This is a genomic window from Micromonospora sp. NPDC093243, assembly GCF_044753725.1.
In the GTDB taxonomy this organism is placed as follows: Bacteria; Actinomycetota; Actinomycetes; order Mycobacteriales; family Micromonosporaceae; genus Micromonospora.
Window position 1 is genome coordinate 743,809 of sequence record NZ_JBIVNT010000001.1, and the last position, 26,769, is coordinate 770,577.

The following is a 26,769-nucleotide window of genomic DNA, read 5'->3' on the forward strand; positions in this document are numbered from 1 at the left end:
CGCGTGAAGCATTCATGCTCTGATATGGCCCATGATCACTCCCACTCCCCTCATGAGCCTGGTCGCCGGCGTCTGGGGATTCAAGACCCTCGCGGTCGGCGTCGAGCTGGGACTCTTCACCCGGCTCGCGAACGGACGGACCATCACCGTCGCCGAGGCGTCGGCCGAGTTCGGGCTGCCCGAACGCCCGGCTGATCTGCTGCTGGCCGCGAGCGCCTCGCTCGGCCTGCTCGAGAAGGCCGGCGACGGCTACCGCAACTCCGAACTCGCCGAGCAGTTCCTGGTCGAGGGTCGCCCCTACTACTTCGGCGCTCAGGTCCGCTACTCCGACCTGCGCACGTACCTGCCCTGGCACCGCATCGCCGAGGCGCTGCGCACCGACCGACCTCTCACCTGGGATCCGCAGCGCCAGCAGTCGATGTTCGACACCACCGACCCGGGAATGCTCGCGGAGTTCTGGGACGCGATGTACTCGACCTCCAGCTTCACCGCCCGCGCGCTGGCCGACGCGTACGACTTCGGCGCGCACCGCCGGCTGCTCGACGTCGGCGGTGGGGCGGGCGCCTTCCCGGTCGAGTTCTGTCGACGCCTGCCCGACCTGGCGGCGACCGTCCTCGACCTGCCGCACGTGTGCGTCCGGGCCCGGGAGCGGATCGCGGCGGCCGGTCTGACCGGGCGGATCGGCACGGTCGCCGGGGACTTCCTCAACGACGCGGCGCTGCCCGACGGGCACGACGTGATCCTGCTCAGCATGATCCTGCACGACTGGGACGAACCGACGAACCGGGCCCTGCTGGCCAAGTGTCACGCGGCGCTGCCGCCCGGCGGGACGGTCGTCATCTGCGAGCTGCTGCTCAACGACGAGCGCACCGGGCCGCCGGAGGCGGCGCTGATGGGCATGAACATGCTGGTCGAGACCGAGGGCGGCAAGAACTACTCCGGCGCCGAGTACCGCGCCTGGCTCACCGACGTCGGCTTCGTCGACGTCCGCACGGTGCCGTTCGACGCGCCGGGCGCCAACGGCGCGGTGCTGGCCCGGCGGGCCTGACCGGCCGGACCGCGGCCACTGACGACAGTCGCGTCCAGGTGACCGGTCACCTGGACGCGACTGTCCCCGTTCAGCAGGTGGCGTTCAGGCCGGCCCAGTTGGCGCGGTCGTTGTAGCCACCGTCGCCCGCGTCGCCGACGACCAGGTCGAGCACCCGCACGCCGGACAGGTCGACGTCGACCTGGCCGATGTCCTCGCGGGTGAGCACGCCGCTGTCGAAGAGGACCCGGCCGTCACCGATCACCTGGAAGGTCGAGGTGGCCCCCTCCGGGCCGACGTTGCGGACCGCGTCGTCCAGGCCGACCACCGCGGTCAGTCGCGTGCACCGGTCACCGACGTAGTAGCGGACCGTGGAGGGCGAGGCGACCCCGAGGCCGGTCGGGTACACCCGGCCGAGCATGCTGATCGGCGTCCAGCCACCGACGCTGAGATCGACGGTCGGGCTCATCCAGCCGCTGGTGGCGCTGATCCAGGTGTGGTGCGACAGGACGACCTCGCCGTCCGGCGGCGCCGGCGCGATCACCAGGGTGGACACCGTCCGCTGGCTCAGCTGGCCGTGCCCGGGCACCCGGTACGAGGTGGCGGCGGTCAGCGCCGCGGAACCGGGGGTGGCGGAGGCCGGCAGGGCCACCGTGAAGGCGAAGGTGGTCCGGCCGCCGGGGGTCAGCAGCTGGGGTGCCCGGCCGAGCGGCCGGACCGTCCAGCCGGCGGGCGTCGCGAGCGCGACCTTCGGCGTGAGGACCGGCAGCGAACCGTCGTTGCGCACGACGACCTCGACCCGCGCCTCGTCGCCACCGGCGAGCACCGGCGCCGAGCCGTCCTGCGTCGGGGCGCCGCCGACCTGCGTGACCTCGGGCAGCCCGGCGGTCAGGTGCGGGACACCCGGCAGGCCGCGCGCCGGGCCGACCCGGAGCAGTGCCGCGCCGTGGGCGGGTACCGCCGCGCTGATGGTGCCGGCGCTCTCGGTGACCCGGTCGGTCCAGGCGTTGCGGACGGTGAAGCGCGATCCGGAGAGGCCGAGCGAGGATGCCTTCGTGGTCTGCGTCGTCGGGGTCTCGCCCCGGTTGAGCAGCACCACGGCCCGGTCACCGTTGGCGAGGCGCTTCACCCACGTCTCCGTCGTACCGGCCGGGCCGACCCGGACGGCCTGGACACCGGCGGGGTCCTGGTTGATCGCCAGCATGTCGGCGTCGGCGAGGATGTCGACGGAGGTCTGGCTGAGCTTGCGTACGTCGCTACCGATCACCAGCGGCGCGGCGGCCACCGACCAGAGCGACATCTGCGTGCGGAACTCCTCGTCGGTCATGCCGAGTTCCGGTGCGACGTAGTCCGGGTCGTTGAAGTGGCCGGGCCCGGCGACCTCGGGGTGCCGCGCGTTCGCGTCGTAGTTGCGCAGCACGTCCTTGAACTTGATCTCCCCGACGAAGCCCACGTCGGTGTAGGTCCGCCACGACTGGGCGATCGCCGGCGCGTAGCTCCAGGAGTAGGTCGACTGCTGCTCCTCCGGGTAGTTGCCCCAGTCGGGAGAGGTCACCGGGTTGCACAGGTTGAAGATGATCTGGCGGCCGCTGGCGTTGTTCCGCAGCGCCTGGGCGAACTCGGTGTAGACGGTCTTCGGGTCCAGGTTCGCGGCGATCCCGCAGAGGAAGTCGACCTTCACCGCGTCGAACTCCCACGCGGCGAACTGGTCCGCGTCGCGCTGGTAGTAGCCGCCACCACTGCCGAGCCCGCACTTGCCGGGGATGTACGGCCCGGCGTCGGTGTAGATGCCCGCCCGCAGGCCCTTGGCGTGGATGTAGTCCACCAGCGGCTTCAACCCGTCCGGGAAGCGCGTCCGGTCGGCCTGCAGGTCACCGCCGGCCGTCCGCGGCTCCGGGTCCTGCCAGCCACCGTCGAGCCAGACGATGTCGTAGCCGGCCCGGGCCAGGCCGCGGGTCACCAGAGCGTCGGCGACCTCCTTCACCGACTCGGCGGAGAAGTTGCCGCCCAGGCCGAAGTAGGTGTTCCAGCCCTGGTAGGGCGTCGGGCTCAGCACCGGCGCCGAGGCCGCGTCGCTGACAGCGGCGGTCGCCGGGGCGGCGCCCGCGGGGGTGGCGGGCACTATCAGCAGACCGGCCGTGAGGGCCAGGGCGGTGAGCAGATGCCGTTTCACATCGGAATCCTTTGCTGCCGGGGGTCGTGGACGGGCGCACCGGCGCCGACGAACTCGCGCGCCGGAACGGGAGGTGGGGGCGGCGCCGGGAGCACATCGCTCGTCCCGCTCCTGTCGGCCGGCCGGGCGCGCCGCCCGCTGGGTCCGACGTGGAGGCGGTACGGCTGCGGACGCGAGTCAGGGCGCACCGCGCCCCGAGACCTCTGCGGCACGTCCCCGCGAGGGGCTGCCAGATCAGTCATGCCCGCACTCCTGAGCTCTGTTTCCAGGATCTTGCATCCCGTTACGGGCAGGTGTCAATATTATTTCGTAAATTACGAGTTCTAGGCCGACCAGCTTTGTCCAGTTAGGACCCTGAGGGCCGCGCTGCGCGGTCACGACGCGTAAACGGGTCGGCACGACGGGGCGGCGACGGCCACAATGAGCGCCGTGCAGAGATCAACACAGCTCCTGCTCGACGAACTCGACGTGCTGCCGTACCGGGAGCGGATGTCCACGCTCGCGCGCCGGGCCGGCGACCTCGCCGCCACCGGCGAGCTGCCGAGCGTGCTGGCAGATCTGCGCGGCGGGACGACGTACCACCGGTTCCTCGCGGTCACCGCCGGCCAGCTCGCCGGCGACCCGGAGGCGGTGCGGGTGGCGTTGGACGACCAGCACCCGACCATCCGGGCGGTCGCGGTGAAAGGCGGCCTGCGTGCCGGCTGGCTCGCCGGTCCGGACCTGCTCGCCTTCGTGCGGAACGCGCCGGCTGACCTGCGCGCCCTGGTCTACCGGTCGTTGCGGCACCTGGGCCGCGAGGAGGTCGCGGACGGGCTGGTCGACGAGGTGCTGGAGCGCTTCGGTGCCACCGAGGCGGTCGCTCTGCTGCCCGCCTGCGGCCCCGACACGGCCCGCCGGCTGCTACCGGCAGTCGACCACGCGGTGCAGAACTGGCTGCCACTGGCCCGCCACCACGGCGACGTGCTGCTCGCCCACGCCGAGGCGGTGTCGCCCGGGCTCGGTCTGCAGGAACGGGCCGGCTGGTGGTCGGCGCGGGTCAGGGGCATCCTGCTGGCCGGTCGCGGCCGACCGGACCGTGCGCTGACGCTGCTCGAACGTCACGCCCCAGCCGACTTCCTCCCCGGCGACCTGGCCGGTTACGGCTACCTCGCCGCCGCCGCGCCGCACCGGATGCTGGCGCTGCTGACCGCGCCGTCCCGGGCGGGCTGGGTCTGTCACCAGTGGCTGCCGCCGGCGCTGCTGCGTCGGCTCGGCCGGCTGCCTGAGGCGGAGCTGGTGGAGCTGGGTCGGCGGGTACGCGGCTACAACAACTCGCTGGACCGGCTGTTGGCGGCACTGCCGCCGGCGCGTCGCGGTCACCTGTACGATGCGGTGCTCGCGGACCTGGAACGGGCCAACGACGTTCCCGACACGGCGCTCGTGGAGGTGCTGCCCCGCGCCTGGCGGGAGCGGGAGGCCCGGCGCGTGCTCACCCTCGACCGGGTCCGCCGCGACGAGGCGGCGGTACGCACCTGGAGCGCCTTCCTGCCCTGGCCCGAGGCGTCGCAGGCGCTCAGCCCGAGCCTGCGCGCGGCCGATGCGCCGGACCGGACAGCCGGGTACACGCTGCTCCTGGCCGCCGCGCGGCGCAGCGGCGACCCGAGTGCGGTGACCGAGGCGGTGCTCCGGTTGACCCGGTCGCGCAACGAGCAGGATCCGGTCCGCGCCGCGCTCCTGACGGAGCTGGCGGGTCTGGCCCGGTCGCTGCACGCCGGCTGCGTCGAGGCGCTGAACCAGCTCACTGTGGACGCGACCACCAGCCGCGACGCGTCCACCCGCACCCTCTCCGCGCTCGGCGCCCTCGTCGCCCGGGTGCTGAACCACCACATCGACGAGCCGGCCCTGCTGAGGTGGGCGCTGGACACCGCCGACCGGCTCTTCGGTGGTCGCCGGCTCCCGCCGCTGGAACGGTTCGACGAGACGCTGCGCCACGGCCAGGAGGAGCTGCTCTTCACCCGGCTGCGCGGGCGGATCGAGGCGGGCGTCGCCCGTGGCGAGTTCGACACGTTGTTCGCGGTGACCCGGGCCCTGGGGCGGCGGGCCTGGCGGGTGCCCGAACTCCAGGAGCTGCTGCGCCGGTCGATCCGCCCCGGCGTCGTCTCCCACGTGGTCCGCACGGCCGCCGAGCTGTGGCTGGCCGACCCGACAACCCGGGCGCAGCGGGTGGCGTACGTGCTGGACGCCGACAGCTCCACCATCACCTTTCCGCTGCTCTGGCGGACGGTCAGCACCCGCCGCACCGACCTGCTCGACCGGGTGCTGCAGGATCCGCCACCGGCCGGGGCCTTCCTCACCGCGGGCACGCGCTGGATCCCGGGCAGGCCGGTGCACGCCGAGCGGTGGCTTCCCCGTCAACAGGACGCCTTCGTCCGGTTGCAGGCCCGGCTCGCCGCCGACGCCGGCACCCCGCTGCACGATCGGACCACCGCCCTCCGGAACGCCGCGGCCGTGCCCGGGGCCGGTCGCGACCTGGTGCTGCGCTACGTCGACTCGCCGAACATCACCCTCGCCGAGGCCGCTCTGGGCGCGCTGCCGTGGACCGACCGGCCGGACGAGGCACTACCGGTACTGCTGTCGCACGCCGCCGACGACCGCGCCCGGGTCAGCATGTACGCCGCCGGCCGCACGGCCCGCTTCCTCCGGCCGGACGACCTGCTGGCTCCGCTGTCCGCCGTGGCCCTCGGCCGAGGCAAGGTGACCAGCCGGAAAGCCGCGGTTCGGCTGCTCGGCCGCTTCGGCCCGCCGGAGGCGATGCCAGTGCTGCTCGCGGCGTGGCAGCAGACCGGCCAGCATCGCGACGTCCGGGCGGCGGTCGTCGCGGCCGCCCGGGAGCGACTAAGCACCCCCGAAAGCTGGACGATCCTCGAGCAGGCGGTCCTCGGCGACCGCGCGGAGTCCCTGACCGTGCTGGCCGCCCCACCGGAGCGGGTCGCGGCCCCCGACCGCCCCCGCTACGCCGCCCTCGTCGCGCTGGCCTGCGCGAGCCCGGACCACCAGGTCACCCGGTCCGCCTGGCCCCGACTCGCGCGCTGGATGCCCTGGGCGCCCGACGTCACCGACCTGGTCACCGCGGCGCTCACCGACCTGGGTGAGCAGCAGAACTGGCCGTCGCCGTACCCGCTCGTACGCGCGCTGCTCGACCACCCGGAGCGGCCGGAGCGCGACGTGCTCGCCGAGGCCCTGCGCACCCTCGTGCGCCTCGACGACGCCGACCCGGACCTGGGCGGTCCAGCGGCCGACCGGCCGGCCCGGCGACGGATCGGCGCCATCGTGGACGAGGCCGGAAACTGGGCCGGGACGGCAGGTCCGCAGGTCGACCGGGCACCGGCCCGCCAGGCGGCCGTCGCGCTGGGTCGGCACCCGGCGTACGTGGCCGAGGCGGCCGGGCTGCTCAGCGCGCTGCTACGGCTGGACGCGGTGACCTCGGGTCAGCTCGTCGCCGAGATCGTGCGGATCGCCGAGCTGGTCGACGGGCGACCGGTCCTCGCCGGGCGGTTGGCCCATCTCCTCGGTCGGCGGACGACGCGCTGGCGACCCACCTCGGTCGACCCGGCGCTGCTGCTCGACGCGGCCGGCTCCCTCGCCGGGCGCGGCGACGTCGCGACCGGCCTGTTCGCGGTGGCGCTGGCCCGCCACGGCAGGTCGCTCGGCTGGCCCCAACCCTGGCGGAATCTGCTCCGCCTCCTGCGCGGGCACCCCGTCGCCGACGTCCGCGACGCCGCGTTCGGCGTCTCCATGGCTGCGGCGTGACCCGCCGCGTCTCGGGCCGTGGCGCTGGTGCGGCCCGACCCCGGGCCGCACCAGCGCGGTGACGATCAGCCGGCGTGGTACGCCCGGATGATGGTCTGGTCGATCCCGCTACCACCGTTCCCGTCGGCCTTCACCCGCAGCGAGACAGCCCCGCCGGCGGGTCCCTTCGGCAACTCGGCCCGGTAGCTCTCCCCGTTTCGGGTCACCCGGGCCGCCTTCCAGGTGGCACCGTCGTCGATCGAGGTCCAGACCTGGAACGAGGTCACCTTCTGCGCGGGCACACCGCGCGCCTGCCGGACGGCGAACTCGGCGCTGCCACCAACGGTGTGGTTGTCGCTGTCCATCGGCAGCGCGTAATCGACGGCGAGCAGCGGCAACGGCACGCTCCCGGTCCCCTCCGGTCCGGCGGACCGGAACGTCCAGGAGGTGCTGACCCTGGTCGAGACGGGCAGGATCAGGCTGGTGTCGACGTCGAGGGTCAGCCGGTAGTCCGCCGCCTGCTGGGGAACGGTGAAGTCGGCGAGCGGGCGGTCGCGTTCCTCGACGAGCTTGCCGTCGAGGTACAGCGACAGCTTGCGCTGCACCCCGATCGTGTCGCCCTGCAGGCAGTCGGCCCGCTGGTGCTGGTCGACCAGGGTGGCCAGGTCGACGTGCAGGTTGCCCCGGGTCCGCGACGGTGGGGTGGCACAGCTCCAGCCGGCCCCGGCCGGGTCGTCGTACCAGCCGGAGCGCAGCGGCTGCCGCGCCCAGATCTTCGTCTGCCGGCTCCCCGGCTGGTAGCTGCGCGGCGCCTCCTGGGCCGACAGTCCACCGTAGACACCCTCGTCGGCCCAGCGGATGCCGGGCGAGACGTAGTCGGTCCGGTAGGGCGGAAGGTTCCCCTCGTGGGTCTGGGTCACGCCAACCCCGTCGGGGGTGAAGCCGGTACGGACCAGTTGGGTGACCATCCCCGGCGAGTCCATCTGGTGGAACCGCTCGTCGATCCGGGCCAGCTTGGCCTGCTCCGCCTTGGTCACCCGGTACGCGGGCTCGGCCGGCACGCCGTTCGGGTACTCGTGCACCAGGTTGTAGCGGTACGGGTTGGCCGCGCCGGCCGGCGAGTTCAGGTTGACAGCCGCCCAGGTTCGCCGCGATCCGATGCTGGGCTGTGGCAGCGGGGACGTACGGACCGTCGTCGCGCCCCCGTACCCGCTGATCTGGTGCCACCAGGACAGACCGTTCGACGCGGTCTGGAGGTTGGTGAAGTCGATCCGGGTGGGCGTGGTGGGGACCCCGTCGACCGTCGCCGTCACCGGCCTGGTCCGCGTCGGGTCGAGTGTCACGCTCCGGGCGCTGCGCACGTCCAGGTCGGCCTCACCCGTGAGCGTCGTCTCCAGCACGTCACTGTCGACGTAGTAGGCGACGGAGGCGCCGAGCACCGCGTACCGGCCGACCGGAACCCGCAAAGTGAAGGTGTCTCCGGGCGTGCCGCCCGCCCCACCGTAGTAGAGCAGCGGGTCGGTGAGGTTGGTGACCATGAGGTTGATCCAGGTCTCCGCCCCGTCCTTGAGTCCCGACAGCGGCTTCGTGCGGATCGTCAGGTCATAGCTGGGCTGCTCGACGTGGAAGCTCACCGGCGTGGTCGAGACCAGTTTGCGGCCGGCGGTACGGGCGGTGACGGTGGCCAGGTAGAAGCCCGGCCTGCCGGCCAGTGCCGCGCGGTCGAGCCGGAGCGTCGTGCCGGCGGTGACACCCCGCTTCAGGGTCAGCCGGCTCGTCGAGAGCGTCGCCGCGCCGCGCGGTACCGGCGCTCCGTCGTGGTTGACCACCGACACGTCGAGGTCGAGGGCGGTCGTCGCCGGCGTCGGCGCCCCGGTCCAGCTCAGCGTCGTCTCGCTGGTCCCGGACTGCGGGTACGCGAAGGTGCCGAGGTTGACCACCGGCTGGTCGCTGACCGGCCCGTTGAGGGCCCGGGCGGCGTTGAGCCGGCCGGCACCGACCGCGTACGGGTCGACGCGGGTCAGCGGGTCGGCGGCGCCGACGAGCGCGGCCTTGATCTTCTCTCCGGTCCAGTCCGGGTGCCGCTGGGCAAGCAGCGCGGCGGCGCCCGCCACATGCGGTGTGGCCATCGAGGTGCCGCTGATGGCCTCGTAGTACCTGTCGATCGGGTCCTGGAGGTTGGTGCCGGCGGCCCGGGCGGCGACGATGTCGACGCCGGGTGCGACCAGCTCCGGCTTGGCCGCGTGGCTGTTCACCAGCGGGCCCCGGCTGGAGAAGTCGGCGAGCTTGTCGTCACGGTCGACGGCGCCGACGGTGAGCGCGCTGGCGGCGGAGCCCGGCGACGAGATCTGGGCGCCGTTGTTGCCGGCGGCGATGACGAAGAGCGCGCCGGTCTGCTCGCTCAGAGCGTCGACGGCGAGCGAGAGCGGGTCGCTGCCGTCGTCCGGGGCGCTGCCACCGAGGCTCATGTTGATCACGTCGGCCCGGGAGGCGGCCCACTCCATGCCGGCGATGATTCCGGAGTCCTCGCCGTAGCCGTGGTCGTCGAGGACCTTGCCGATCACCAGCTTGGCGTCCGGCGCCACGCCACGACGCTGACCGTGGGCGGCCGCCCCGGTGCCGGCGATGGTCGACGCGACGTGCGTACCGTGGCCGTTGTGGTCGACGACGTCACCGCCCTCGGCGGTGAAGTCGGCCCGGTCGGCGACCCGGCCGACCAGGTCCGGGTGGGTGAAGTCGGCGCCGGTGTCGAGCACCGCGACCCGGACCCCCTTGCCGGTGTAGCCGGCCCGCCAGGCCTCGGGCGCGGCGATCTGGTCCAGGTTCCGGTCGAGGTTGCCGCCGTGCCCGCCGGCGGTCAGCGCGGTGGCGCGGACCTTGCGGTCGAGCCAGATCTTCTTCGCGCCGGCGAGCAGCGAGCTCGTCGCCAGCTTCGCGGTGGCCGGGTTCTTCTTGGGTACGTGGCCGGCCACCGCGTCGATGCTGGGCAGTGGCAGTACGTCGTCGAGGGCGGCCACCCGGGCCGACTTCGTGGCCGGCTGGACGATCACCGGCAGTTCCGCGGTGTTCTCGTCGTCGTAGCCGTCGGCGATGAGCGCGGTGACGTCGAAGAGGTCGGGGTCGAGGACCGAACCGATCTGGGCCGCGACCTTCGCGGGGATGACGTGCAGATGCCCGTCCGGGCCGCAGGTCTGCCGGATCACCGCGTTCGGCTCGGCCGGCCGCACCGTGGCCTGTGGGCACCCCGGCCCGTTGCTGCGTACGGTCACCACGTCCCCGGTCAGCAGGGTGACGGTGTAGGTCTTCCCGGCGGCGCGGGCGTCGGTTGCGCCCGCCGGGGCGGCATTGTCGGTGGCGGCTGTGGCCGGGTTGCCCGGCAGTGCGCCGAGCGCCGTCGCCGTGACAGCGACGGCCATCAGCCACCGCATCTTCCTGTGCATCTTGCTCCCTGTTTCCAGTGGTCGCCGCGCTCCTGCGCGACGTGGAGCAAGATCCTATGTGCGGAGGCCGCGTCGCAATGCCCTGCGCCGCAACGGATTGCGCAGCACCGAGCGGCCTACGCCAGAACGGTTCCGGGCTGGTTCACCGTTGATTTCCCCCGACGTCGAACCGATCATCAGGTCGCACATCCGTGATGTCGGCCGGACCGTCCGGGCCACGACGAGCGGGCTGCGGCAAACGTCACCCGGTGGGACAGTTGTTGCTCTTTCGCCGGACCGTGTATTCGGTGTCGTCGTTGGTGATGCCCGACGCCGATCCGTCGAAGTACGTCTCGACCTTCTCCCAGCCCCGGCGCTGCTCGTAGTGCAGGTGCGGAGCGCCGGAGTTGCCGGTGCTGCCGAGCCGCCCGATCTGGTCGCCCTGGGCGACCCGCTGACCGACCCGGACCAGCGGCTGCTCCAGCAGGTGCAGATACTGCGTCTCCCACTTGCCGCCGTGGTCGATCTTCACCCAGTAACCCCCGCCGCGGCCGCGCGGCCCCTCCGGATTCTCCGGGGTGCGTCCACCCAGGGAGCCGTTGATCCCCGCCACGGTGACCGTGCCGGCGTACGAGGCGAGCACGGGTCTCCCCCACGCCTCGCCCTCGGTCGGGAAGAGGTCGACGTCGTAGTCGTCGTGGCCGGGATAGGTACCGAGCTGCCAGGTCTCGCCGCAGGCGACGGGGAGTTGAAAGAGCGGGCGCGGACCAGCGGGCCGCAGCAGCGGCACGACGACCACGGCGATCGCGACGAGGGCGGCGACCGCGCCGAGCACGAGGACCAGGCGAAGGGTGCGGCGTGGCCCGCGACGGCGGTGGCGGAAGCGGGAGGGGTGGCCGGTCGTCACCGTCCAGAGCATGACAGACGCCGGCAAGGCCCCGGCTGTCAGATGGCGTGACCGCTCGGGCCGGCGGCTCGGGCACAACGGCAGGGGCACCTCGCTGCCGCCGGCGTGATGCGGCGGACCGGCCGATGCCTTGTACCCCGCCCGCCCGCCGTGCGAGTCTGCCGGGAGAGCAGCGCCGGAGGAAGCGGTTGCACATGTTGGCGATTGACGACCTGTCCGTCGGTTACGGCGACGCACCAGCCGTGCTCAGCGGCGTCTCGGTGACGGTGCGGCCGGGCCGGATGCTGGCGGTGACCGGCTCGTCCGGTGCCGGCAAGACCACCCTGCTGCACGCGATGGCAGGGTTGCTGCGGCCCCGGGCCGGCACGGTGAGCGTCGCCGACCAGCGGTTGCGGGACCGCGATCACGCGGTGCAGCGCGGGGTCGTCCTCATTCCACAGGACAACGGCCTGGCCCCGATCCTGACCGCGACGGAGAACCTGCAGGTGGCCCTGGTCGGCAGCGGCGTCACCGCACCCGAGGCGCGCCGGCTCACCGCCGCGACGCTGGACCGCCTTGGTCTCGCCGGCCAGGCCGACCAGCTCGTGGAGGAGCTGTCGGGCGGCCAGCAGCAGCGTACGGCGATCGCTCGCGGCGTGGCGCTGCGCGGCGAGGTGCTGCTGGCCGACGAGGTGACCAGCGAGCTGGACGCCGGAAACCGGCAGCGGGTGCTCGACCTGCTGCACGACGAGGCGCGGCGGGGCGTCGCCGTCGTGTTCGCCACCCACGACCCGGAGGTTGCCGCCGGCTGCGAGGCGGAGCTGCACCTCGTCGACGGGCGAGCGGAGCGCGTGCGCGGCTGAGCAGGACGGTAACCGTCGGGTATCGATCCTCGTCGCGGGCCATCCCGATTCTCGGCCGCTCATAGTATGGCTGTCGATGCTGGCTGTGATCGCAGGAGCACTCGCCGCCCGCCGGGCACACGCCCTGGCGGTGCTGCTCCTGTCGGTGCTCGCCGGCGCCGCGGCCGCGGTCGCACCGATGTACGCGGCCGCCGCGGGGCGGGTCCTGGCCGACGCGGAGCTCTCCGCCGCCACACCGGAGGAGCGCCGGCTGCGGTTCGTCGCGATCCAGGAGCACCCGGGCATGCCCGGTGATCCGGCCCGATCCGGCTTCGCCGACGAGGTCGAGCAGCTCGCACCGGCCGGCTTCGACGTCGTCTTCGGCTCGCAGTCCGGTGGCGTCGCCCGCGGCCCGGCGGCGGCCGTGACGACGAACCTGGTCTTCCGCACGGGGATCTGCGAGCGGGTCGTGGTGACCGGCCGCTGCCCGGCGTCCACCACGGCGAGCGAACGGCCCGAGGTGATGGTCAGTGCGGGCACCGCGGCGCACCTGAAGGTCGCGGCCGGCGGTGAGATCACGTTCAAGGCGGTGCCGCTGCGGGTGTCCGGTGTGTACCGGCCCGTCGACGCGACCGACCCGTACTGGATGGGCCACGAGCTTCTCCGGGCGCCCGCACCGGGGGCACCGGCCACGTCAGCGGTGGGCGGCGCCGACGACGCCATCTTCACCGCCGAGTCGGCACGGCTCCCCGACGACGACGCCCTTCTGCACCAGCCGACGGCGGACGTGTTCGTCACCGAGCACCTGTTGCACGCGCGGCCGACCGACGGGCTGCGCACCGCGGTCTCGGCGGCGGGCCGCGACGCGAGGCAGTTCGAGATCGGAGTCGGCACCGCCCTGCCCAACCTGCTCGATCGCATCGCGCTGCAGCGCGACCAACTGGCGGCCGGGGTGACGCTGGGTGCCGCGCTGCTCGTCCTGCTCTGCTGGCTGGTGCTCTTCGTGGCGGTCAGCTCGGCCGCCGACGAACGCCGACCGGAACAGGGCCTGCTGCTGCTGCGTGGGCTGCAGCGCCGCCGGCTGTGGGCGCTGGCGATCGGCGAGCACGCAGCACCCGCGCTGGCCGCGATCCCGCTGGGCTGCCTGGCCGGCCTCGCCGCGACCGAGCTGCTCGCCGCGCACACCCTGACCGGTGACGCCGACGTCACGCTGAACACCACCGCGATCGGCTACGCCACCGTCGCCGCCGTCGGCGCGCTCGTCGCGGTGCTGCTGGCCCAGGCCCGCACCCTGGCCGCACCCGTCGTCGATCTGCTCCGCCGGGTGCCGGCGCGGGCCCGTGGCTGGCGGGCGAGCGCCGCCGACCTTGTCGCGGTCTCCCTCGCCGCCGCGGCCGTGGTGCAGTTGCGCGCCGGCGGGTCACCCAGCGGGCTCGCCCTGCTGGCACCGGTCGTCGGCGCGCTCGCGGTCGGCTTCCTGCTGGCGCGGGTGGCCATGCTGGTGGGGGCGGCGGCCGGCGCGGCACTGCTGGCACGCGGCCGGACTCGGATCGGCCTTCCGCTCGTGCAGGTGGCGCGGCAGCCACGGTTCCGACCCCTGATCGCCTTGCTCACGGTCGTTGTCGCGATGCTCGCCTTCACCGTGGCGGCGCGGGAGGTCGCTTCGGCCGCCTACGCGGATCGGGCGACCCTCGAGGTCGGCGCTCCCCGGGTGGTCGGCGTCGACGCGCTGTCGCGCCGGCACCTGCTCGACGCCGTCCGGGCCGTCGACCCCGAGCGGCGGTTCGCGATGGCCACGGTGGTGACGAACCTCGCCGACGAGGTCGGCACCCCGGTCCTCGCCGTGGACTCCGACCGGCTGGCGGCCGTCGTCGCGCCGCACCCGTCGTACGGCGCGGACCTGGCGAAGCTGACCCGGACGCTCCGCCCGGATCCGCTCCCACCGATCCTCCTGCGGGGACGTCTGCTCACTGTCGACCTGACGGCCAGTTACGACGAGGCGGTCTTCGGCAAGCCCCAGCCCCGCCTCTACGCCCTGATCGCCAGCACGAACGGCACCCGTCGGGTCAGTGCGGGCACCCCCATCGTTCCCGGTCGGAAGGAATACTCCGTCGCGGCGCCGGAGTGCGCGTCGGAGTGCCGGTTGGTCGGGTTCGAGATCACCACACCGCTCGCCCTCCCCCAACCGCTCCGCCTGCAATTCAACGAGCTGCGCTCGGACGACGCCGACCCGGTGCAGGTCAGCGGCGCGGAGTTCGCCGAGCTGAACCGGTGGCGGATGTCCAAGCTGGACGACGTCGCGATGTACGGCGTGACCGAGGGTGGTCCAGCTCTGGGCATCGAGGCGCCGGACGGCCGGCGGCCGAGGCCGATCTCCCTGAGGGTGGCCGACACGCCGGAGCTGGTACCCGGTTGGCTGACCCGCTCGAAGCTGACACCCGTCGGCTGGCAGCACCCGTACGAGGGAGTCGACTCGCTGCCGACCACGGCCTGGGTCGTCGGCCAGGTGGACCGGCTGCCCCGGCTGGGGGGATCCGGTCTGCTGGTCGACCTGGACTACGTGGACCGGCCCGCCGTCGGCGGGCAGTCCGGGGTCAAGGAGGTGTGGTTGGGCCCGGCGGCACCCGCCGACGTGCTCGACCGACTGCGCGAGCGGGGTCTGGTGGTGCGCTACGACCGGACGATTCCCGCCGCCCGGGCGGACTTCGACCGGCAGGCTCCCTCGCTGGCGCTGACCTTCAACCTGTTCGCCGCGCTGGCCGGGGTCCTGATCGGGGCGGCGGGTCTGGTCGCGATGGCGGCGGCGGAGCAGCGTAACCGGGTGGCCATGCTGGTCGCGCTCCGCCGGCAGGGTGTGCCCGCGCGTGCCGTCCGCGGCAGCTACGGGTGGCCGGTCGCGGTCGCCACGGTGGCGGGCGTGCTCGCCACCGTGCTGATCTGGATGCTGGCCCGGTCCGGGCAGCGGTTCTTCGTCGACGGCTGGTCGCCCGTCCCGGTCCCCGTCTGGCCGGACGCCGGCCGGTTGGTGTTGATCACGGTGCCGGCGGTGGCCGTCTTCGCGGTGACCGCGGCGGTGCTGGGCCAGGTCTTCGCCGCCTCGATCCGCCGGCGGAGCCGTCGGTGACCGCGCGGGTGCCCGACGAGGGGGTGGCGGTCACCTGCCACCGGCTGATCCACATCTACTCGACTCCAGCCGGCGACGTGGTCGCGCTCTCCGGTGTGGACCTGCACATCTCCCCCGGCGAGATGCTCGCGCTGGTCGGGCCGTCCGGCTCCGGGAAGTCCACCCTGGTGTCGATCCTCGGTGGGCTCATGCGGCCCAGCGCCGGACGGGTGTACGTGGCCGACCACGACCTGTCGCGGCTGTCCACGACCGAGCTGGCCACCCTACGCGGGACGATGGTGGGCACGGTGCTGCAGGGCGCCGAGCGCAACCTGCTGCCGTACGTGTCGCTGGCGCGCAACGTCTGGTTGGCGCAGCGATCCGCGGCCCGTCTCGCCGGGCGCCGACTGGATCCGCCGGAGGCGGTGCTCGACCTCGTCGGCCTCGCCGACGCCGGAGCACGGCGGGCCGGTGACCTGACCCCGGGCCAGCGCCAGCGGGCCGCCCTGGCCCAGGGCCTGGCCGCCGGGCCGGGTCTGCTCCTGGTCGACGAGCCGACCAGTCAACTCGACACCGCCGGCCGGGACGAGGTGCTCGCGGCCCTTGACACGATCAACTCCGAACGCGGCACCACAGTGGTCGTGGTGACCCACGACGCCGAGGTCGGTACCCGGCTCGGCCGGGCCGTGACCATCCGCGACGGTCGGGTCGGGGCCGAAGGGCGCGACGGCCGGGAATTCGCCGTGGTGGCCGGGGACGGCACGATCCAGTTGCCGCCGGAGACACTGGCGGCCTTTCCGCCCGGCACACTCTTCGCCGTCGACCACACCGAGGGCTCCATCACCTTGGACGCGACGGCGAAGCCCACGACTGCCGCGCAACGACAGGATGGCCGAGCGGAGCGGTGATTCGCCGGCAACGGCGACCGGGGGTCGACGACCGGTCCTCAGCCCGCGGTTCTGGTCCTGAGGAGCGGCGCGTCCCGTGTGAACTCCCGGAACCCGACGCTGTAGTACAACCCGCGCGCCTGGGGATGCCCTGGCGCACCCAGGCAGGCGACCGTCACATGAGTCGCTCCGGCCGCCCGCGCCAACCGCATCCCGTGCAGAAGCATCGCCCTTCCCAGCCCCCGACGCCGGTAGTCCGGATGCGTACCGACCGGTTCGAATTCAACGGTCCTGTTCGCTTCGTCGAGCCACATGATCGTCGAGGAGGCCATCGTCCCGTCCGGCGCCTGCACCAGGATGTGCAGGTCGCCGCGGTACCCCGCCGCCTGCCGGACGCCCTGGTAGCCCTGGGCCGTGTACGTCGAGGGAGCCCAGGCGTCCAGATGGGCCTGGACCGCGGCCTCCGGCCCGGCCTCGTCGGCGGTGCGAAACCGGAATCCGTCCGGCAGCACCGGCTGCTCCACGTCAGTGAGGTCCCGCTCGTTGAGCTGGGTCCAGGACCCGGTGTCGCCGAGCGCGGCCGGGTCGATCTCATAGCCGTGCGCCGCCCAACGTCGCAGGGCGAACTGATCGACGGCGCTCGGCATCACCCTACGCGCGACGTCCGGCGCCGTACCGTCGTACCAGTCGATCACCTCGTCGACCAGCCCGGCGTGGTCGGGGTGGACCTGATACGCCAGATAGGCGCCGGTGACGTCCCGCACCGACCCGTCGCTCCGCCTGACCTGGTGCGGAAGATGCGCCCAGCTCCACGCCACCAGATCCCCGCCCGAGAACCACAACCGACGCCGCCAGGTCGCGCCGTAGCCGGCGTGCCCCTTGCCCCAGTTCCAGGCCAGCTCGCCGAAGGTCGCATCGGTGTTCACCACCTCCGGACGGGCGGCGGTGACCCGCTGCGCCAGACCCTGCATGAGCCGCACGTCCGCGGCCGTCACAAGCTCGCCGCTCGTCATGGTGGCCACTGTGTCAGGCTCCCGCGGAGCCGTCGAACCGTTAAGGGGCAGGACCAGGTCAGGCGGCCGGGTCGAGGTTCAGCGCCTTCAGCACGACCAGCGCCAGGAGCAGGACCGCGAGCGCCACTGCCACGGCCGCCTGCGCGAGGCCACGGCGGCGCTGCGGCGCGTAAGCCATTCCCGCGGCTGCCGCGGCACCGACCAGCAGGCCACCGAGGTGGCCCTGCCAGGCGGTGAACCCGGCGGAGATCACCAACCACACCGTCAACAGGATCAGCATCCGGTTGCGGTCGAGTGGCTCGTAGCGCAGTCGGCGGCTGACCACGTAGTAGCAGGCTGCCAGGCCGTAGACCGCGCCGGACGCGCCGATCGCGGCGGAGTGCGGATCGACCAGGAAGAACAGCACCGAGCCGCCGAGGGCCGAGAGCAAATAGACGGCGAGGAAGCGCAGCACGCCCAGCCGCTCCTCCAGGATCCGCCCGAGCACCCAGATCCAGTACAGGTTGAACAGGATGTGGGTTATCCCGAAGAAGCCCTGGGTCGGTTCGGTGTGCAGGAAGGCCGAGGTGATAAGGCGGTACCACTCGCCGTGCGCGATGCCGACGAGCTGGTAGCCGGCGTAGCTGCCGCCGTCGTCGACGAAGTAGCGGCCGCTCTCGTCGACCAGGCCGGTGCCCAGGCTGTCGAACCGACTGATGATCGCCGGCCACACCAGCTCGGCCAGGTAGACCAGGACGTTGAGGCCGATCAGCACGTACGTCGCCACCGGCCGGCCGAGCGCCCGGCCGCCGAAGACGGTACGGGACTGCCGCACCGTGCGGTTCTCCGAGCGGATGCACTCGGGGCAGCGGAAACCGACGGGCGCCTCGCGCATGCAGTCCGGGCAGATGGAACGGTCACACCGGGTGCACCGCACGTACGTCTCCCGACGAGGGTGCCGGAAGCAGGTGGCGTTCGCCTCGGACGGTGGTTGCTCGGTGTTCAAACTGTCCATTGAGGTGTCCGGATCCTGGGAGGTCTGTCGCTGGGGTGGCGGCGCGTCGGTGGCCGGGTGATACGCCTCCGGACGCGTCAGCCGCGTCATGGTAGCGGTCAGGACCGGCGCGCGCCTCCCCGTCCGGTGCCGGTCGTGCCGGCCGGCACCGGAGCCGGACCGCACGCGCCGAATCCCTGGTCGGCCACGGCGGAGGTCACTCCGGCGGCCAGTTCCTGAGGACGGCGTCGAGGGCGTCGAGGGCTCTGGACCACGACACGTCCGCGGTGCGGGGGTGGTGGCGGAAGCCACCGGTCCGCTCCAGCGACACGTAGCCGTGGAAGGTGCTGTGCAGCATCCGGATCGCGTCCGTCTGGTCGGGCTCGGAGAGCTGGTAGCCGCGCAGGATCGCCCGTGTCATCTCCGAGTGCCGGCGGGCCGCGCTCGCGGCCGCGGTCTCCGGGTCGAGGTCGACCTGCATCGCGGCATACCTGCCCGGGTGCCGCTTCGCGTAGTCGCGGTAGGCGTTGGCGAAGGCCACCAGCGCGTCCTTGCCCGCCCGGCCGGCGAGCGCGTCGGCGACCCGGTCGGCGAGCTCGGTCAGGGCCAGCCCCGCCACCCGGATCCGCAGGTCCTGCACGTTCTTGAGATGGAAGTAGAGGCTTGCGTCCTTCACCCCGAAAAGGCGCGCGAGCGCCGAAATCGTCACGTTCTCCAGGCCGACCTCGTCGGCCAGCTCAGCCGCCGCCAGGGTCAGCCGCTCGGGGGTCAGGCCCGCACGTGCCATGTGTCACGCTCCACCTAGAGAATTAAAGCGCTTGCCTAGGCATACTAGAGTAATGCCTATGAACCCGGTGACCGAAGCCGCCGTCCGCGCCTCCTTCGTCAACTGCACCAAGGGCGAGACGCAGCGCCTGGCCGTGCCCAAGGACCTGGCCACCCGCCCCTGGGACGACCTTGACTTCTTCGGCTGGCGTGACCCGTCCGCGCCCGAGCGGGCCTACCTGATCGCCGAGTCCCCCAACGGGCTCATCGGGGTCGCCCTCCGGGTGGCCGCCCAGACCGGGCAGGCGCGGCGCAGCATGTGCTCGTTCTGCCTGACCACGCACACCGCGGACGGCGTCTCGCTGATGACCGCGCGCAAGGCGGGCAAGGAGGGGCGGCAGGGCAACTCGGTCGGCGCCTACCTCTGCACCGACCTGGCCTGCTCGCTCTACCTGCGGGGGAAGAAGGACGCCGGGCGACGCATCGACGAGTCGATCACGCTGGAGCAGAAGATCGAACGGACCACCAGCAGCCTCGACGCCTTTCTGCAGAAGGTGGCCGGGTGAGCACCGCTCACCCGATCCGGGTGCGCGCTTTTCGGTAGGGTGCCGCGGGAACGGTCCCACTCGGCCCGTGAAGGCCAGGGGACGCGTCGCGACGCTCATCAGGGAGGCGCAACGGTGTCCGGTGTGGACGATGACGGCGGGACGAAGCCGGCGAGCGCGGCGAGGATCTACGACTACCACCTCGGCGGGACGCACAACTTCCCGGCCGACCGGGCCGCCGCCGAGGCGATGGCCCAGATGTTCCCGTTGGCGCCGGTGCTGGCCCGCACCAACCGGGCGTTCCTACGGCGAGCCGTGGGTCACCTGACCGGAGCCGGGGTGCGGCAGTTCCTCGACATCGGCTCGGGCATCCCGACCGAGGGCAACGTGCACGAGATCGCCCAGCAGATCGCGCCCGACGCCCGGGTGGTCTACGCGGACATCGACCCCGTCGCCGTGTCGGAGAGCCTGGAGATTCTCCACGGCAACGACCGGGCCACCGCCGTCCGGGGCGACCTGCGGGAGCCGCAGGCCATCCTGACGCACCCGCGGGTGCGGGCGTTGCTCGATCTCGACCAGCCGGTCGGCCTGCTGCTGGGCGCGGTCCTGCACTTCGTACCCGACGACGACCTGGCGTACGACGTGGTGGGGCAGTTGCGGGCGGCGCTCGCGCCGGGCAGCTACCTGGTGGCGTCGCACGCCTGCGCCGACGGCGGGGACGCCGACCCCGACGACGTGCAGACCGCCCAGGGACTGTATCGGCGCAACACCGCGACCCCGTTCCACCTGCGCACCCGCCCGCAGTTCGAGCGGTTCTTCGCCGGCCTCGACCTGGTCGCGCCCGGCGTGGTGTGGCTGCCGCAGTGGCGGCCCGCCCCGGACGATCCGGCGGACTTCGCCGACGACCCGTCCCGCAGCTCCGGTCTGGTGGCCGTCGGCCGCAAGCCGTAGCCGGACGGGCCGGGCGGCGCAGCGATCGCCGCCCCGCCCGTTCAGCGGTAACCGAGCGCGCCTCGGTGAGGGCGCCGACGCGGACCCGGCTATTCGGGCAGGTCCGCGAGCATCCTGGCGAGCTCCGCCGGATGAGCCAGATGCGGGAAGTGACCGCCGGGCAGCACGGTCACGTCGATCGTCGGCAGCGCCGCGGTCAGCCACTCCCGGTATGCCGCCGGTGGTTCCGACGAGGTGACCCACAGGTAGCCGATCCCCCGCTCACCGATGACCGTCAGATCCCGCCGCCGCTCGGCGGTGATCGCCTCGTCGGAACCGTGCAGGATCTCGTCCCAGTAGCCGAGCAACAGGTCCGGTCGCGGGTCGGTCGCGGTCTCCACGATCGCGCGCGCATCAGCCGGGAGGGACTCGATCCCCATTCCAGCCAGCAGGCGGTCCCAGATCTGCCGCCAGTCCGGGCCGCGCAACACCGGCTCCGCCGCACGCACGACAGCCCCGAACGGACCGGGTAGCAACGGCTGGTCCAGGTTCACCACGGCGCGGGCCGGATAGCGGGCGGCGTACACCGTCGCGATGACCGCCCCCACGGAGTGGCCCACCAGCACCGGATCCGCGAGGCCGGCCTCCCGCACCTTCGCGTGCACGAACTCGGCGACGTCCGCCGTCCGATAGGAGTCCTGGCGCGGAGACCCGCCGTGGCCGGGCAGATCCAGCGCCAGCGCCTGGCGGCCCGGATCGACCACGTCCAGCTCACGCAGCAGCGGCTCCCACTGCCGCCGGTCGAAGGTCAGACCGTGCAGGAGCACGAGCGGCGCACGCCCCCCGGAAACAGACAATTCCATGTTCTCCCGTCCCAGCCCAGGGCTGGCGGATCACACCAGCAGCTGCGGCACATCCACCGCAGGCTACCCGGGTGGCACCGACGGGATGCGGCTTCCGGCCCGGGTCGCGCGGGCGCCGGCCCGGCTGCTGACGCGTGCCGTCTCCGCTCGACGTCGGCCCGCCCGGCGGGCCGACGAACGCCCGCCGGCCCGTCAGCCGCGCGCGGCAGGGCCGGAGTCCGGGCCTGTGGGTTCACCCTCGGCGTCCGGGAGGGTGGGCGCATCGGTCGGGTAGAGGCCGGCGGCGAAGCCGTACACCTGGTCGCCGGCGCGCGGGATCTGGGCGAACCTGCGGGCCAGGGCCTGGACCTCCGCCCAGAAGTTACGCACCTCCTCCCTCGGGATACGCGCGTGCACCAGCGTGCACCGCAGGTCGTCGGCCGCGTGGGCCGCGGCGGCCTCGGTCGCCGCCTGGGCGAGCCCGTTCATGGCGGCCACGACCTGCTTGTCCTCGGGGCGGTGCAGCGCGCCGACGTAGAGGGTGCGGGCGACGCGCCCGTAGTACCGCTCCTCGATCGCCCGCACCCGCCGGGTGCGCACCACCTTGAGCAGGCCGGCGTCGACGAGAAGGTTCACGTGGTAGGCGACGCTGCTCTTGGGCCGGTCGACGGCACGCGCCATCTCGGTGACCGTGGCCGCCCGTTCGAGGAGCAGTTCGAGCAGGGTGTCGCGCAGCGGGTCCGCGAGGGCGCGCAGCTGCTCGGGCGCGGTGACCACGAGCAGCTCGTCGAGGTCGTAGTCCGGGATCCGCTCATTGACCGACATTTCTCGACCGTTCTAGAATCATGGATCATTCCATCATCGCCGTTTGATCACAGGAGTGTACGAGATGGCTGACGTGGTCCTCTTCCACCATCTGCGGGGGCTCACCGACGGGGTGCGCGCGTTCGCCGAGCAGTTACGCGCCGGCGGACATCGCGTGCACACCCCCGACCTGTTCGACGGCGAGCGACCGGCGACCCTTGAGGAGGGCTTCGCGTTGACCGAGCGCCTCGGCGCCGCGGTGCTCGACGACCGCGCCGACCGGGCGTTGGCCGACCTGCCCAGGAGCCTGGTGTACGGCGGCTTCTCCTACGGCGCCGGCACGGCGCAGCGGCTCGCGCAGACCCGACCCGACGCGCGCGGTGCGCTGCTCTACGAGGCCTGCCTCCCGATCACCGGCGAATGGGCCGTCGGGCCCTGGCCCGACGGGGTCCCGGTGCAGATCCACGGCATGGACAAGGACCCGTTCTTCGCGCTCGAGGGTGACCTCGACGCCGCCCGCCAACTGGTCGAGATCGTCGGATCCGACCTGGGCGAGCTCTTCGTCTATCCGGGTGACCAGCACCTGTTCACCGACAGCGCGCTGCCGTCGTACGACGCGGCGGCGGCCGCACTGGTGGTGCAGCGCTCACGGGCCTTCCTCGACCGGGTGGGCTGAGCCGCACCCCGCCATCCGTGCCCTTCTCGGCCGGGGCACCGGGGCGCGGGCCACCCGGCTGGCGCGGCTCGCGCGGGTAGGGTCAGAACGCGTCTCGCCGGTGGCGAGCCGCGGACCACCCACCTGACCGAGCCGGCCCCCGGTGCCGCGACTGGCCGGCCGATCACGGTCGACGGAGAGGCAGAGCAACCATGGCGATCCCCCACCTGACGGCCGCCGACGGCACGACGTTGCCGGCGATCGGGCTCGGCACCTACCGGCTGACCGGCTCGGAGGGCGCCGTCGCGATCGGTCAGGCGATCGCGACGGGCTATCGGTTGATCGACTCCGCGGTGAACTACGAGAACGAGGGAGCGGTGGGTCGAGCCGCGCGCTCGGCGCAGGCACGGGACGAACTGGTGGTCACCTCGAAGCTGCCGGGACGCCACCACCGCTACGACGAGGCGCTGACCACCATCGAGGAGAGCGTGTTCCGCACCGGCCTGGACCAGATCGACCTCTACCTGATCCACTGGCCGAACCCCAGGGTCGACCTGTACGTGCAGGCCTGGCGCGCGCTGATCGAGGCGCGTGAGCGCGGCCTCGTCAAGCACATCGGTCTCTCCAACTTCCTGCCCGAGCACATCGACCGGCTGGTGGCCGAGACCGGTGTCGCCCCGGTCGTCAACCAGATCGAGGTGCACCCGTACTTCCCGCAGCAGGAGGCGATCGACTTCCACCGCGCGCACGGGATCCTCGTGCAGGCCTGGAGCCCGATCGGCCGGGGCAACGACCTGCAACAGCAGCGCACCGTCGTGGAGATCGCAGCCGCCCACGGCATCAGCCCGGCGCAGGCCATCCTCGCCTGGCACGTGGCCCGTCAGGTGATCCCGCTGCCCAAGGCCGCCTCCCCGCAGCGGCAGGACGAGAACCTGGACATCTTCGGCATCAAGCTCACCGACCAGGAGGTCGAGGCCATCACCGCGCTGGGTCGCCCCGACGGGCGCCTCGCGGGCCAGGATCCGGCGACGTACGAGGAGTTCTGAGCCACCCCGTCCGCACCAGCCCCGCTCCGCACGTTGCCGTGGGGCCGGGAGAGCATGGGGCGTGCTCGACGGACTTGACGACATCCAGTGGCGGCGGCTCGGCCACGCCTACGGGGCGGCCGACGACGTGCCCGGCCAGCTGCGCGCGCTCCGATCGCCCGATCCGGCGGTACGCGACGAGGCCCTGGGCGAGCTGTACAGCAACATCCTCCACCAGGGTGGCCGGTTCGAGGCGAGCGCGTACGCGGTGCCGTTCCTGCTGGAACTGCTCGCCGATCCGGCGACGCCGGACCCGACGGCGGTACTCGGTCTGCTGGCCTCCCTGACGGTCGGGCACGACGAGAGTGTCCTGCCCGACGGCTTCCCGGTGACCGGGTACCGCCGGGCCGCGGCGGGCGGGCGCGAGCTGCTCGCCGCAAAGCCACCACCGTGGGTTGGCGACGACGAGGCCGAGAAGGAGTACGTCGAGTACGCGTACGTCGAGTCCCTGGACCCGTCGGACCAGGCCCGGTTCTGGGCGTACATCGAGTTGGCGGTCTACGACGCGGTACGGGCCGGAGTGCCGCTGCTGCGCACCCTGCTGGCCCACCCCGACCCGGGATTGCGGATCGGGGCGGCCTACACCCTCGCCTGGTTTCCGGAGGAGGCCGCGGGCAGTGTGGCGGCGCTGGCCCGCGCGATCGACGCCGCTCGGGAACCCGCCCGAGCCGGGGTCACGCCGGGCGAGGTGGCCACCATGCTGGTGGCCGGGGGGCTGCTCGGCGTCGCGCCCGACGACCGGTGGCTGACCGACGCGCGCCCGGTGGTCCGCTGGGGCGCCGCGGTCGGCCGCGCCCGGGTGCTGGGCGCCGGGGCCGACCCGGTTACCGTCGACGAACTGCTGGCCTGGACGGCGGCCCCACCCGCCGACGCGACCGCCCCGGCCGACGACTCGGCGATGGCACCGGCGGACGACTGGGTGCCGTTTCTCGACGGCGACCTCGGCGGCTACGCGGGACTCGCGCTGCGGCAGCTCGGCCCGCAGCACGCGGAGCGCGCCTTCGACGCGCTGCTGGACCGGCTCCCGGCGGTCAGCGGCGACCGGTCGTTGACCGTGTTGGGTACGGCGTTGCGCCTCGCGTTCCCGGACGGGCCGGCGCCGGCGGGGACGCCGGCCGCGGCGCTGGCACCCCGGCAACGTCGGCTCGCCGAGGTGCTGGGCCGGTCACCCGAACCCTGGCTGATCGACGGGCAGGAGTTCGGCAACGTCGCCATGCTCGTCGGCGAGTACGGCCTGCCGGACAGCCGCGCGGCGATGCTCGCCTATCTCGCGCCCCTGCCGTAGCCGGTCGCGCGCGACGGCGGGGTCAGCGAGCGGTCCGGCGCGCGGAGGACCGCACGGCGCTCAACGGTCGCGGTGGTCGTCGGCCGGCAGACTCGGCCCGGCCGCCGGCTCGGGGCGCTGGTCGGGCTGGCCGAGCTGGGCGACGTGGGTCGGGTCGAGGACCCGGGAGAGGAACGAGCGGGTCCGTTCGTGCTTCGGCGCGCCGAGCACGTCCTGCGGTGGCCCCTGCTCGACCACCACACCGCCGTCCATGAACACGACCCGGTCGGCGACGTCCCGGGCGAACGCCATCTCGTGGGTCACGACCAGCATCGTCATGCCGTCCTCGGCCAGCTTGCGCATGACCGTCAGGACGTCACCGACGAGTTCCGGGTCGAGCGCCGAGGTCGGCTCGTCGAAGAGCATCAGCTTGGGATCCATCGACAGCGACCGGGCGATCGCCACCCGCTGCTGCTGGCCTCCGGAGAGCTGCGCGGGAAACGCGTCGGCCTTGTCGATCAGGCCGACCCGTTCCAGGTTGCCCCGGGCGACCTGCTCGGCCGCGCCGCGGCCGCGCTTGAGCACCCGGCGCTGGGCGATGGTGAGGTTGTCCAGCACGGTCAGGTGCGGAAAGAGGTTGAACGACTGGAAGACCATGCCGATACCGCGGCGTACCGCGTCGATCTCGACGTCCGGATCGGTCATCTCGGTGCCGTTCACCCAGATCTTGCCGGCGCTCGGCTCCTCGAGCAGGTTGACGCACCGCAGCAGCGTCGACTTGCCGGAACCGGACGGCCCGATAACGCACACCACCTCGCCGTGGCCGACCTCGAAGTCGATGCCCTTGAGCACCTCGAGCGGCCCGAAGGACTTGTGCAGGTCGCGGATCTCGACGGCGGGCCGGGGTTGGGTGGTCGTCATCTGGGTCACCGAGCCTTGGCGTAGCGGAGTTCGAGGCGTCGTACCACCTGGGACAGGGGCAGGGTGATGATCAGGTAGGTGAAGCCGGCCACCAGCAAGGGGGTGGCGTTCACCCGGTCGTTGAGCGTGTCCCGACCGAACTTGGTGACCTCGATGGTCTGCGCCGTCACGCCGAGCACGTAGGCCAACGACGAGTCCTTGGTGAGCAGGATGAGCTCGTTCGTCAGCGGCGGGATCACGATCCGGAACGCCTGCGGGATGATGATCGTACGCAGCGCGGTGAAGTGGGACATGCCGAGCGTGCGCGCCGCCTCCATCTGCCCCTTCGGCACCGCCTGGATGCCGGCCCGGATGGTTTCGGCCATGTAGGCGGCGGCGGTCAACCCGAGACCGATCGCGATCGAGCCGAACACACCGCCGGGGATCTCCCGCTCAGGAAAGGCGATGGGGATGCCGTACCCGACGAGGAAGAGCACCAGCAGCGCGGGCAGGCCCCGGAACAGCTCGATGTACGCCGTCGCCACCCAGCGGTACGGAGCCACCCGGGAGAGCCGCATCAGCGCCAGCAGGGTGCCGAACACGAGGCCGAAGGCGAACGCGCCCAGCGTGTAGAGGATGGTGTTGCGCAGCGCGACCGTGATGATCGTCGGGAACATCGACTTGATGATGTCGACGCGGAAGAACGCATCGCTGAGCCGGCCCCAGTCGGCGGCGAAGATCACCGCCACGATGACAACGACAAAGGCCAGGTACTGGAGCCAGAGGGACAGCCGCTCTCGTTGGCGGCGTCGCAGCTTCACGGTTCGGCGCTCCTTGACTGTGCGCAGGTTACCGACGCGGAGGGCGCGCGCCCCGCGCACGCCCTCC

At 72.8% G+C, this 26,769-nt stretch carries 20 protein-coding genes; 10 read left to right on the top strand and 10 right to left on the bottom strand.

The window, feature by feature from the left end; genetic code table 11:
* The first annotated feature begins 31 nt into the window (after positions 1–31).
* Positions 32–1,048: a methyltransferase gene (locus ACIP9D_RS03385; protein WP_350870507.1), complete on the top strand. Its 1,017-nt coding sequence runs from the start codon at positions 32–34 to the stop codon at positions 1,046–1,048.
* 70 nt (positions 1,049–1,118) lie between these two features.
* On the opposite strand, the gene ACIP9D_RS03390 is transcribed toward ACIP9D_RS03385, so the two are convergent.
* The gene (locus ACIP9D_RS03390) at positions 1,119–3,200 is read right to left on the bottom strand and encodes an NPCBM/NEW2 domain-containing protein (protein WP_350870509.1); all 2,082 of its coding nucleotides are present in this window, start codon (positions 3,198–3,200) and stop codon (positions 1,119–1,121) included.
* A 420-nt stretch (positions 3,201–3,620) separates the two neighbouring features.
* Between ACIP9D_RS03390 and ACIP9D_RS03395 the strand changes: the two genes are divergently transcribed.
* The gene (locus tag ACIP9D_RS03395; protein WP_350870512.1) at positions 3,621–6,989 is read left to right on the top strand and encodes a hypothetical protein; all 3,369 of its coding nucleotides are present in this window, start codon (positions 3,621–3,623) and stop codon (positions 6,987–6,989) included.
* 65 nt (positions 6,990–7,054) lie between these two features.
* Here ACIP9D_RS03395 and ACIP9D_RS03400 read toward each other — a convergent pair whose 3' ends face one another.
* Positions 7,055–10,408, bottom strand: coding sequence for a S8 family peptidase (locus ACIP9D_RS03400; RefSeq protein ID WP_350870514.1), 3,354 nt, complete (start codon positions 10,406–10,408; stop codon positions 7,055–7,057).
* A gap of 241 nt (positions 10,409–10,649) precedes the next feature.
* Entirely contained in the window at positions 10,650–11,306 is a 657-nt protein-coding gene (locus tag ACIP9D_RS03405; protein WP_400449240.1) for a M23 family metallopeptidase, read from the bottom strand.
* Positions 11,307–11,488: 182 nt separating this feature from the next.
* On the opposite strand from ACIP9D_RS03405, the gene ACIP9D_RS03410 reads away from it, so the two are divergent.
* From ACIP9D_RS03410 to ACIP9D_RS03420, 3 genes are all read left to right on the top strand, one after another.
* A complete protein-coding gene (locus ACIP9D_RS03410) occupies positions 11,489–12,136 on the top strand; it encodes an ATP-binding cassette domain-containing protein (protein ID WP_350870517.1) in 648 nt (215 codons plus the stop codon).
* 76 nt (positions 12,137–12,212) lie between these two features.
* Positions 12,213–15,239: an FtsX-like permease family protein gene (locus ACIP9D_RS03415; protein WP_350870519.1), complete on the top strand. Its 3,027-nt coding sequence runs from the start codon at positions 12,213–12,215 to the stop codon at positions 15,237–15,239.
* Positions 15,236–16,126, top strand: coding sequence for an ABC transporter ATP-binding protein (locus ACIP9D_RS03420; protein WP_350870521.1), 891 nt, complete (start codon positions 15,236–15,238; stop codon positions 16,124–16,126). The genes ACIP9D_RS03415 and ACIP9D_RS03420 overlap by 4 nt, the downstream gene beginning before the upstream one ends.
* Positions 16,127–16,164: 38 nt before the next feature.
* Here ACIP9D_RS03420 and ACIP9D_RS03425 read toward each other — a convergent pair whose 3' ends face one another.
* The 3 genes from ACIP9D_RS03425 to ACIP9D_RS03435 all read right to left on the bottom strand — a co-directional run bounded on the left by ACIP9D_RS03425 (position 16,165) and on the right by ACIP9D_RS03435 (position 18,878).
* Positions 16,165–17,118: a GNAT family N-acetyltransferase gene (locus ACIP9D_RS03425; protein ID WP_350870522.1), complete on the bottom strand. Its 954-nt coding sequence runs from the start codon at positions 17,116–17,118 to the stop codon at positions 16,165–16,167.
* A 58-nt stretch (positions 17,119–17,176) separates the two neighbouring features.
* Positions 17,177–18,112, bottom strand: a complete 936-nt coding sequence (locus ACIP9D_RS03430; protein WP_400449243.1) for a rhomboid family intramembrane serine protease — start codon at positions 18,110–18,112, stop codon at positions 17,177–17,179.
* Between the two features lie 196 nt (positions 18,113–18,308).
* Positions 18,309–18,878 (bottom strand): WHG domain-containing protein, encoded by a 570-nt coding sequence (locus ACIP9D_RS03435; RefSeq protein ID WP_350870526.1) that lies wholly within the window; start codon positions 18,876–18,878, stop codon positions 18,309–18,311.
* Positions 18,879–18,936: 58 nt separating this feature from the next.
* On the opposite strand from ACIP9D_RS03435, the gene ACIP9D_RS03440 reads away from it, so the two are divergent.
* Both ACIP9D_RS03440 and ACIP9D_RS03445 read left to right on the top strand, forming a co-directional pair.
* Positions 18,937–19,422, top strand: coding sequence for an FBP domain-containing protein (locus ACIP9D_RS03440; protein WP_350870528.1), 486 nt, complete (start codon positions 18,937–18,939; stop codon positions 19,420–19,422).
* 114 nt (positions 19,423–19,536) lie between these two features.
* Entirely contained in the window at positions 19,537–20,352 is an 816-nt protein-coding gene (locus ACIP9D_RS03445) for an SAM-dependent methyltransferase (protein ID WP_350870530.1), read from the top strand.
* 89 nt (positions 20,353–20,441) lie between these two features.
* Here the strand turns inward: ACIP9D_RS03445 and ACIP9D_RS03450 are convergent, their stop codons facing one another.
* Both ACIP9D_RS03450 and ACIP9D_RS03455 read right to left on the bottom strand, forming a co-directional pair.
* Positions 20,442–21,158 (bottom strand): alpha/beta fold hydrolase, encoded by a 717-nt coding sequence (locus ACIP9D_RS03450; protein ID WP_350870531.1) that lies wholly within the window; start codon positions 21,156–21,158, stop codon positions 20,442–20,444.
* Positions 21,159–21,386: 228 nt separating this feature from the next.
* The gene (locus ACIP9D_RS03455; protein WP_350870533.1) at positions 21,387–21,998 is read right to left on the bottom strand and encodes a helix-turn-helix domain-containing protein; all 612 of its coding nucleotides are present in this window, start codon (positions 21,996–21,998) and stop codon (positions 21,387–21,389) included.
* A gap of 64 nt (positions 21,999–22,062) precedes the next feature.
* Between ACIP9D_RS03455 and ACIP9D_RS03460 the strand changes: the two genes are divergently transcribed.
* The 3 genes from ACIP9D_RS03460 to ACIP9D_RS03470 all read left to right on the top strand — a co-directional run bounded on the left by ACIP9D_RS03460 (position 22,063) and on the right by ACIP9D_RS03470 (position 25,002).
* The gene (locus tag ACIP9D_RS03460) at positions 22,063–22,653 is read left to right on the top strand and encodes a dienelactone hydrolase family protein (RefSeq protein ID WP_350870536.1); all 591 of its coding nucleotides are present in this window, start codon (positions 22,063–22,065) and stop codon (positions 22,651–22,653) included.
* Between the two features lie 191 nt (positions 22,654–22,844).
* The gene (locus ACIP9D_RS03465; protein ID WP_350870538.1) at positions 22,845–23,678 is read left to right on the top strand and encodes an aldo/keto reductase; all 834 of its coding nucleotides are present in this window, start codon (positions 22,845–22,847) and stop codon (positions 23,676–23,678) included.
* A 61-nt stretch (positions 23,679–23,739) separates the two neighbouring features.
* Positions 23,740–25,002: a hypothetical protein gene (locus ACIP9D_RS03470; RefSeq protein ID WP_350870541.1), complete on the top strand. Its 1,263-nt coding sequence runs from the start codon at positions 23,740–23,742 to the stop codon at positions 25,000–25,002.
* 60 nt (positions 25,003–25,062) lie between these two features.
* On the opposite strand, the gene ACIP9D_RS03475 is transcribed toward ACIP9D_RS03470, so the two are convergent.
* Together ACIP9D_RS03475 and ACIP9D_RS03480 are read right to left on the bottom strand one after the other, a co-directional pair.
* Complete coding sequence (locus ACIP9D_RS03475) at positions 25,063–25,902, bottom strand: amino acid ABC transporter ATP-binding protein (protein WP_350870543.1); 840 nt, start codon at positions 25,900–25,902, stop codon at positions 25,063–25,065.
* 5 nt (positions 25,903–25,907) lie between these two features.
* Positions 25,908–26,702, bottom strand: a complete 795-nt coding sequence (locus ACIP9D_RS03480) for an amino acid ABC transporter permease (protein ID WP_350870546.1) — start codon at positions 26,700–26,702, stop codon at positions 25,908–25,910.
* Between the last annotated feature and the right edge of the window lie 67 nt (positions 26,703–26,769).

Bases quoted from the DNA above. Each gene is read 5' to 3' on its own strand.
- ACIP9D_RS03385 (WP_350870507.1), top strand. From the start codon at position 32: ATGATCACTCCCACTCCCCTCATGAGCCTGGTCGCCGGCGTCTGGGGA.
- ACIP9D_RS03395 (WP_350870512.1), top strand. From the start codon at position 3,621: ATGAGCGCCGTGCAGAGATCAACACAGCTCCTGCTCGACGAACTCGAC.
- ACIP9D_RS03400 (WP_350870514.1), bottom strand. From the start codon at position 10,408: ATGCACAGGAAGATGCGGTGGCTGATGGCCGTCGCTGTCACGGCGACG.
- ACIP9D_RS03405 (WP_400449240.1), bottom strand. From the start codon at position 11,306: ATGCTCTGGACGGTGACGACCGGCCACCCCTCCCGCTTCCGCCACCGC.
- ACIP9D_RS03410 (WP_350870517.1), top strand. From the start codon at position 11,489: ATGTTGGCGATTGACGACCTGTCCGTCGGTTACGGCGACGCACCAGCC.
- ACIP9D_RS03415 (WP_350870519.1), top strand. From the start codon at position 12,213: ATGCTGGCTGTGATCGCAGGAGCACTCGCCGCCCGCCGGGCACACGCC.
- ACIP9D_RS03425 (WP_350870522.1), bottom strand. From the start codon at position 17,118: ATGACGAGCGGCGAGCTTGTGACGGCCGCGGACGTGCGGCTCATGCAG.
- ACIP9D_RS03430 (WP_400449243.1), bottom strand. From the start codon at position 18,112: ATGGACAGTTTGAACACCGAGCAACCACCGTCCGAGGCGAACGCCACC.
- ACIP9D_RS03435 (WP_350870526.1), bottom strand. From the start codon at position 18,878: ATGGCACGTGCGGGCCTGACCCCCGAGCGGCTGACCCTGGCGGCGGCT.
- ACIP9D_RS03440 (WP_350870528.1), top strand. From the start codon at position 18,937: ATGAACCCGGTGACCGAAGCCGCCGTCCGCGCCTCCTTCGTCAACTGC.
- ACIP9D_RS03455 (WP_350870533.1), bottom strand. From the start codon at position 21,998: ATGTCGGTCAATGAGCGGATCCCGGACTACGACCTCGACGAGCTGCTC.
- ACIP9D_RS03460 (WP_350870536.1), top strand. From the start codon at position 22,063: ATGGCTGACGTGGTCCTCTTCCACCATCTGCGGGGGCTCACCGACGGG.
- ACIP9D_RS03465 (WP_350870538.1), top strand. From the start codon at position 22,845: ATGGCGATCCCCCACCTGACGGCCGCCGACGGCACGACGTTGCCGGCG.
- ACIP9D_RS03475 (WP_350870543.1), bottom strand. From the start codon at position 25,902: ATGACGACCACCCAACCCCGGCCCGCCGTCGAGATCCGCGACCTGCAC.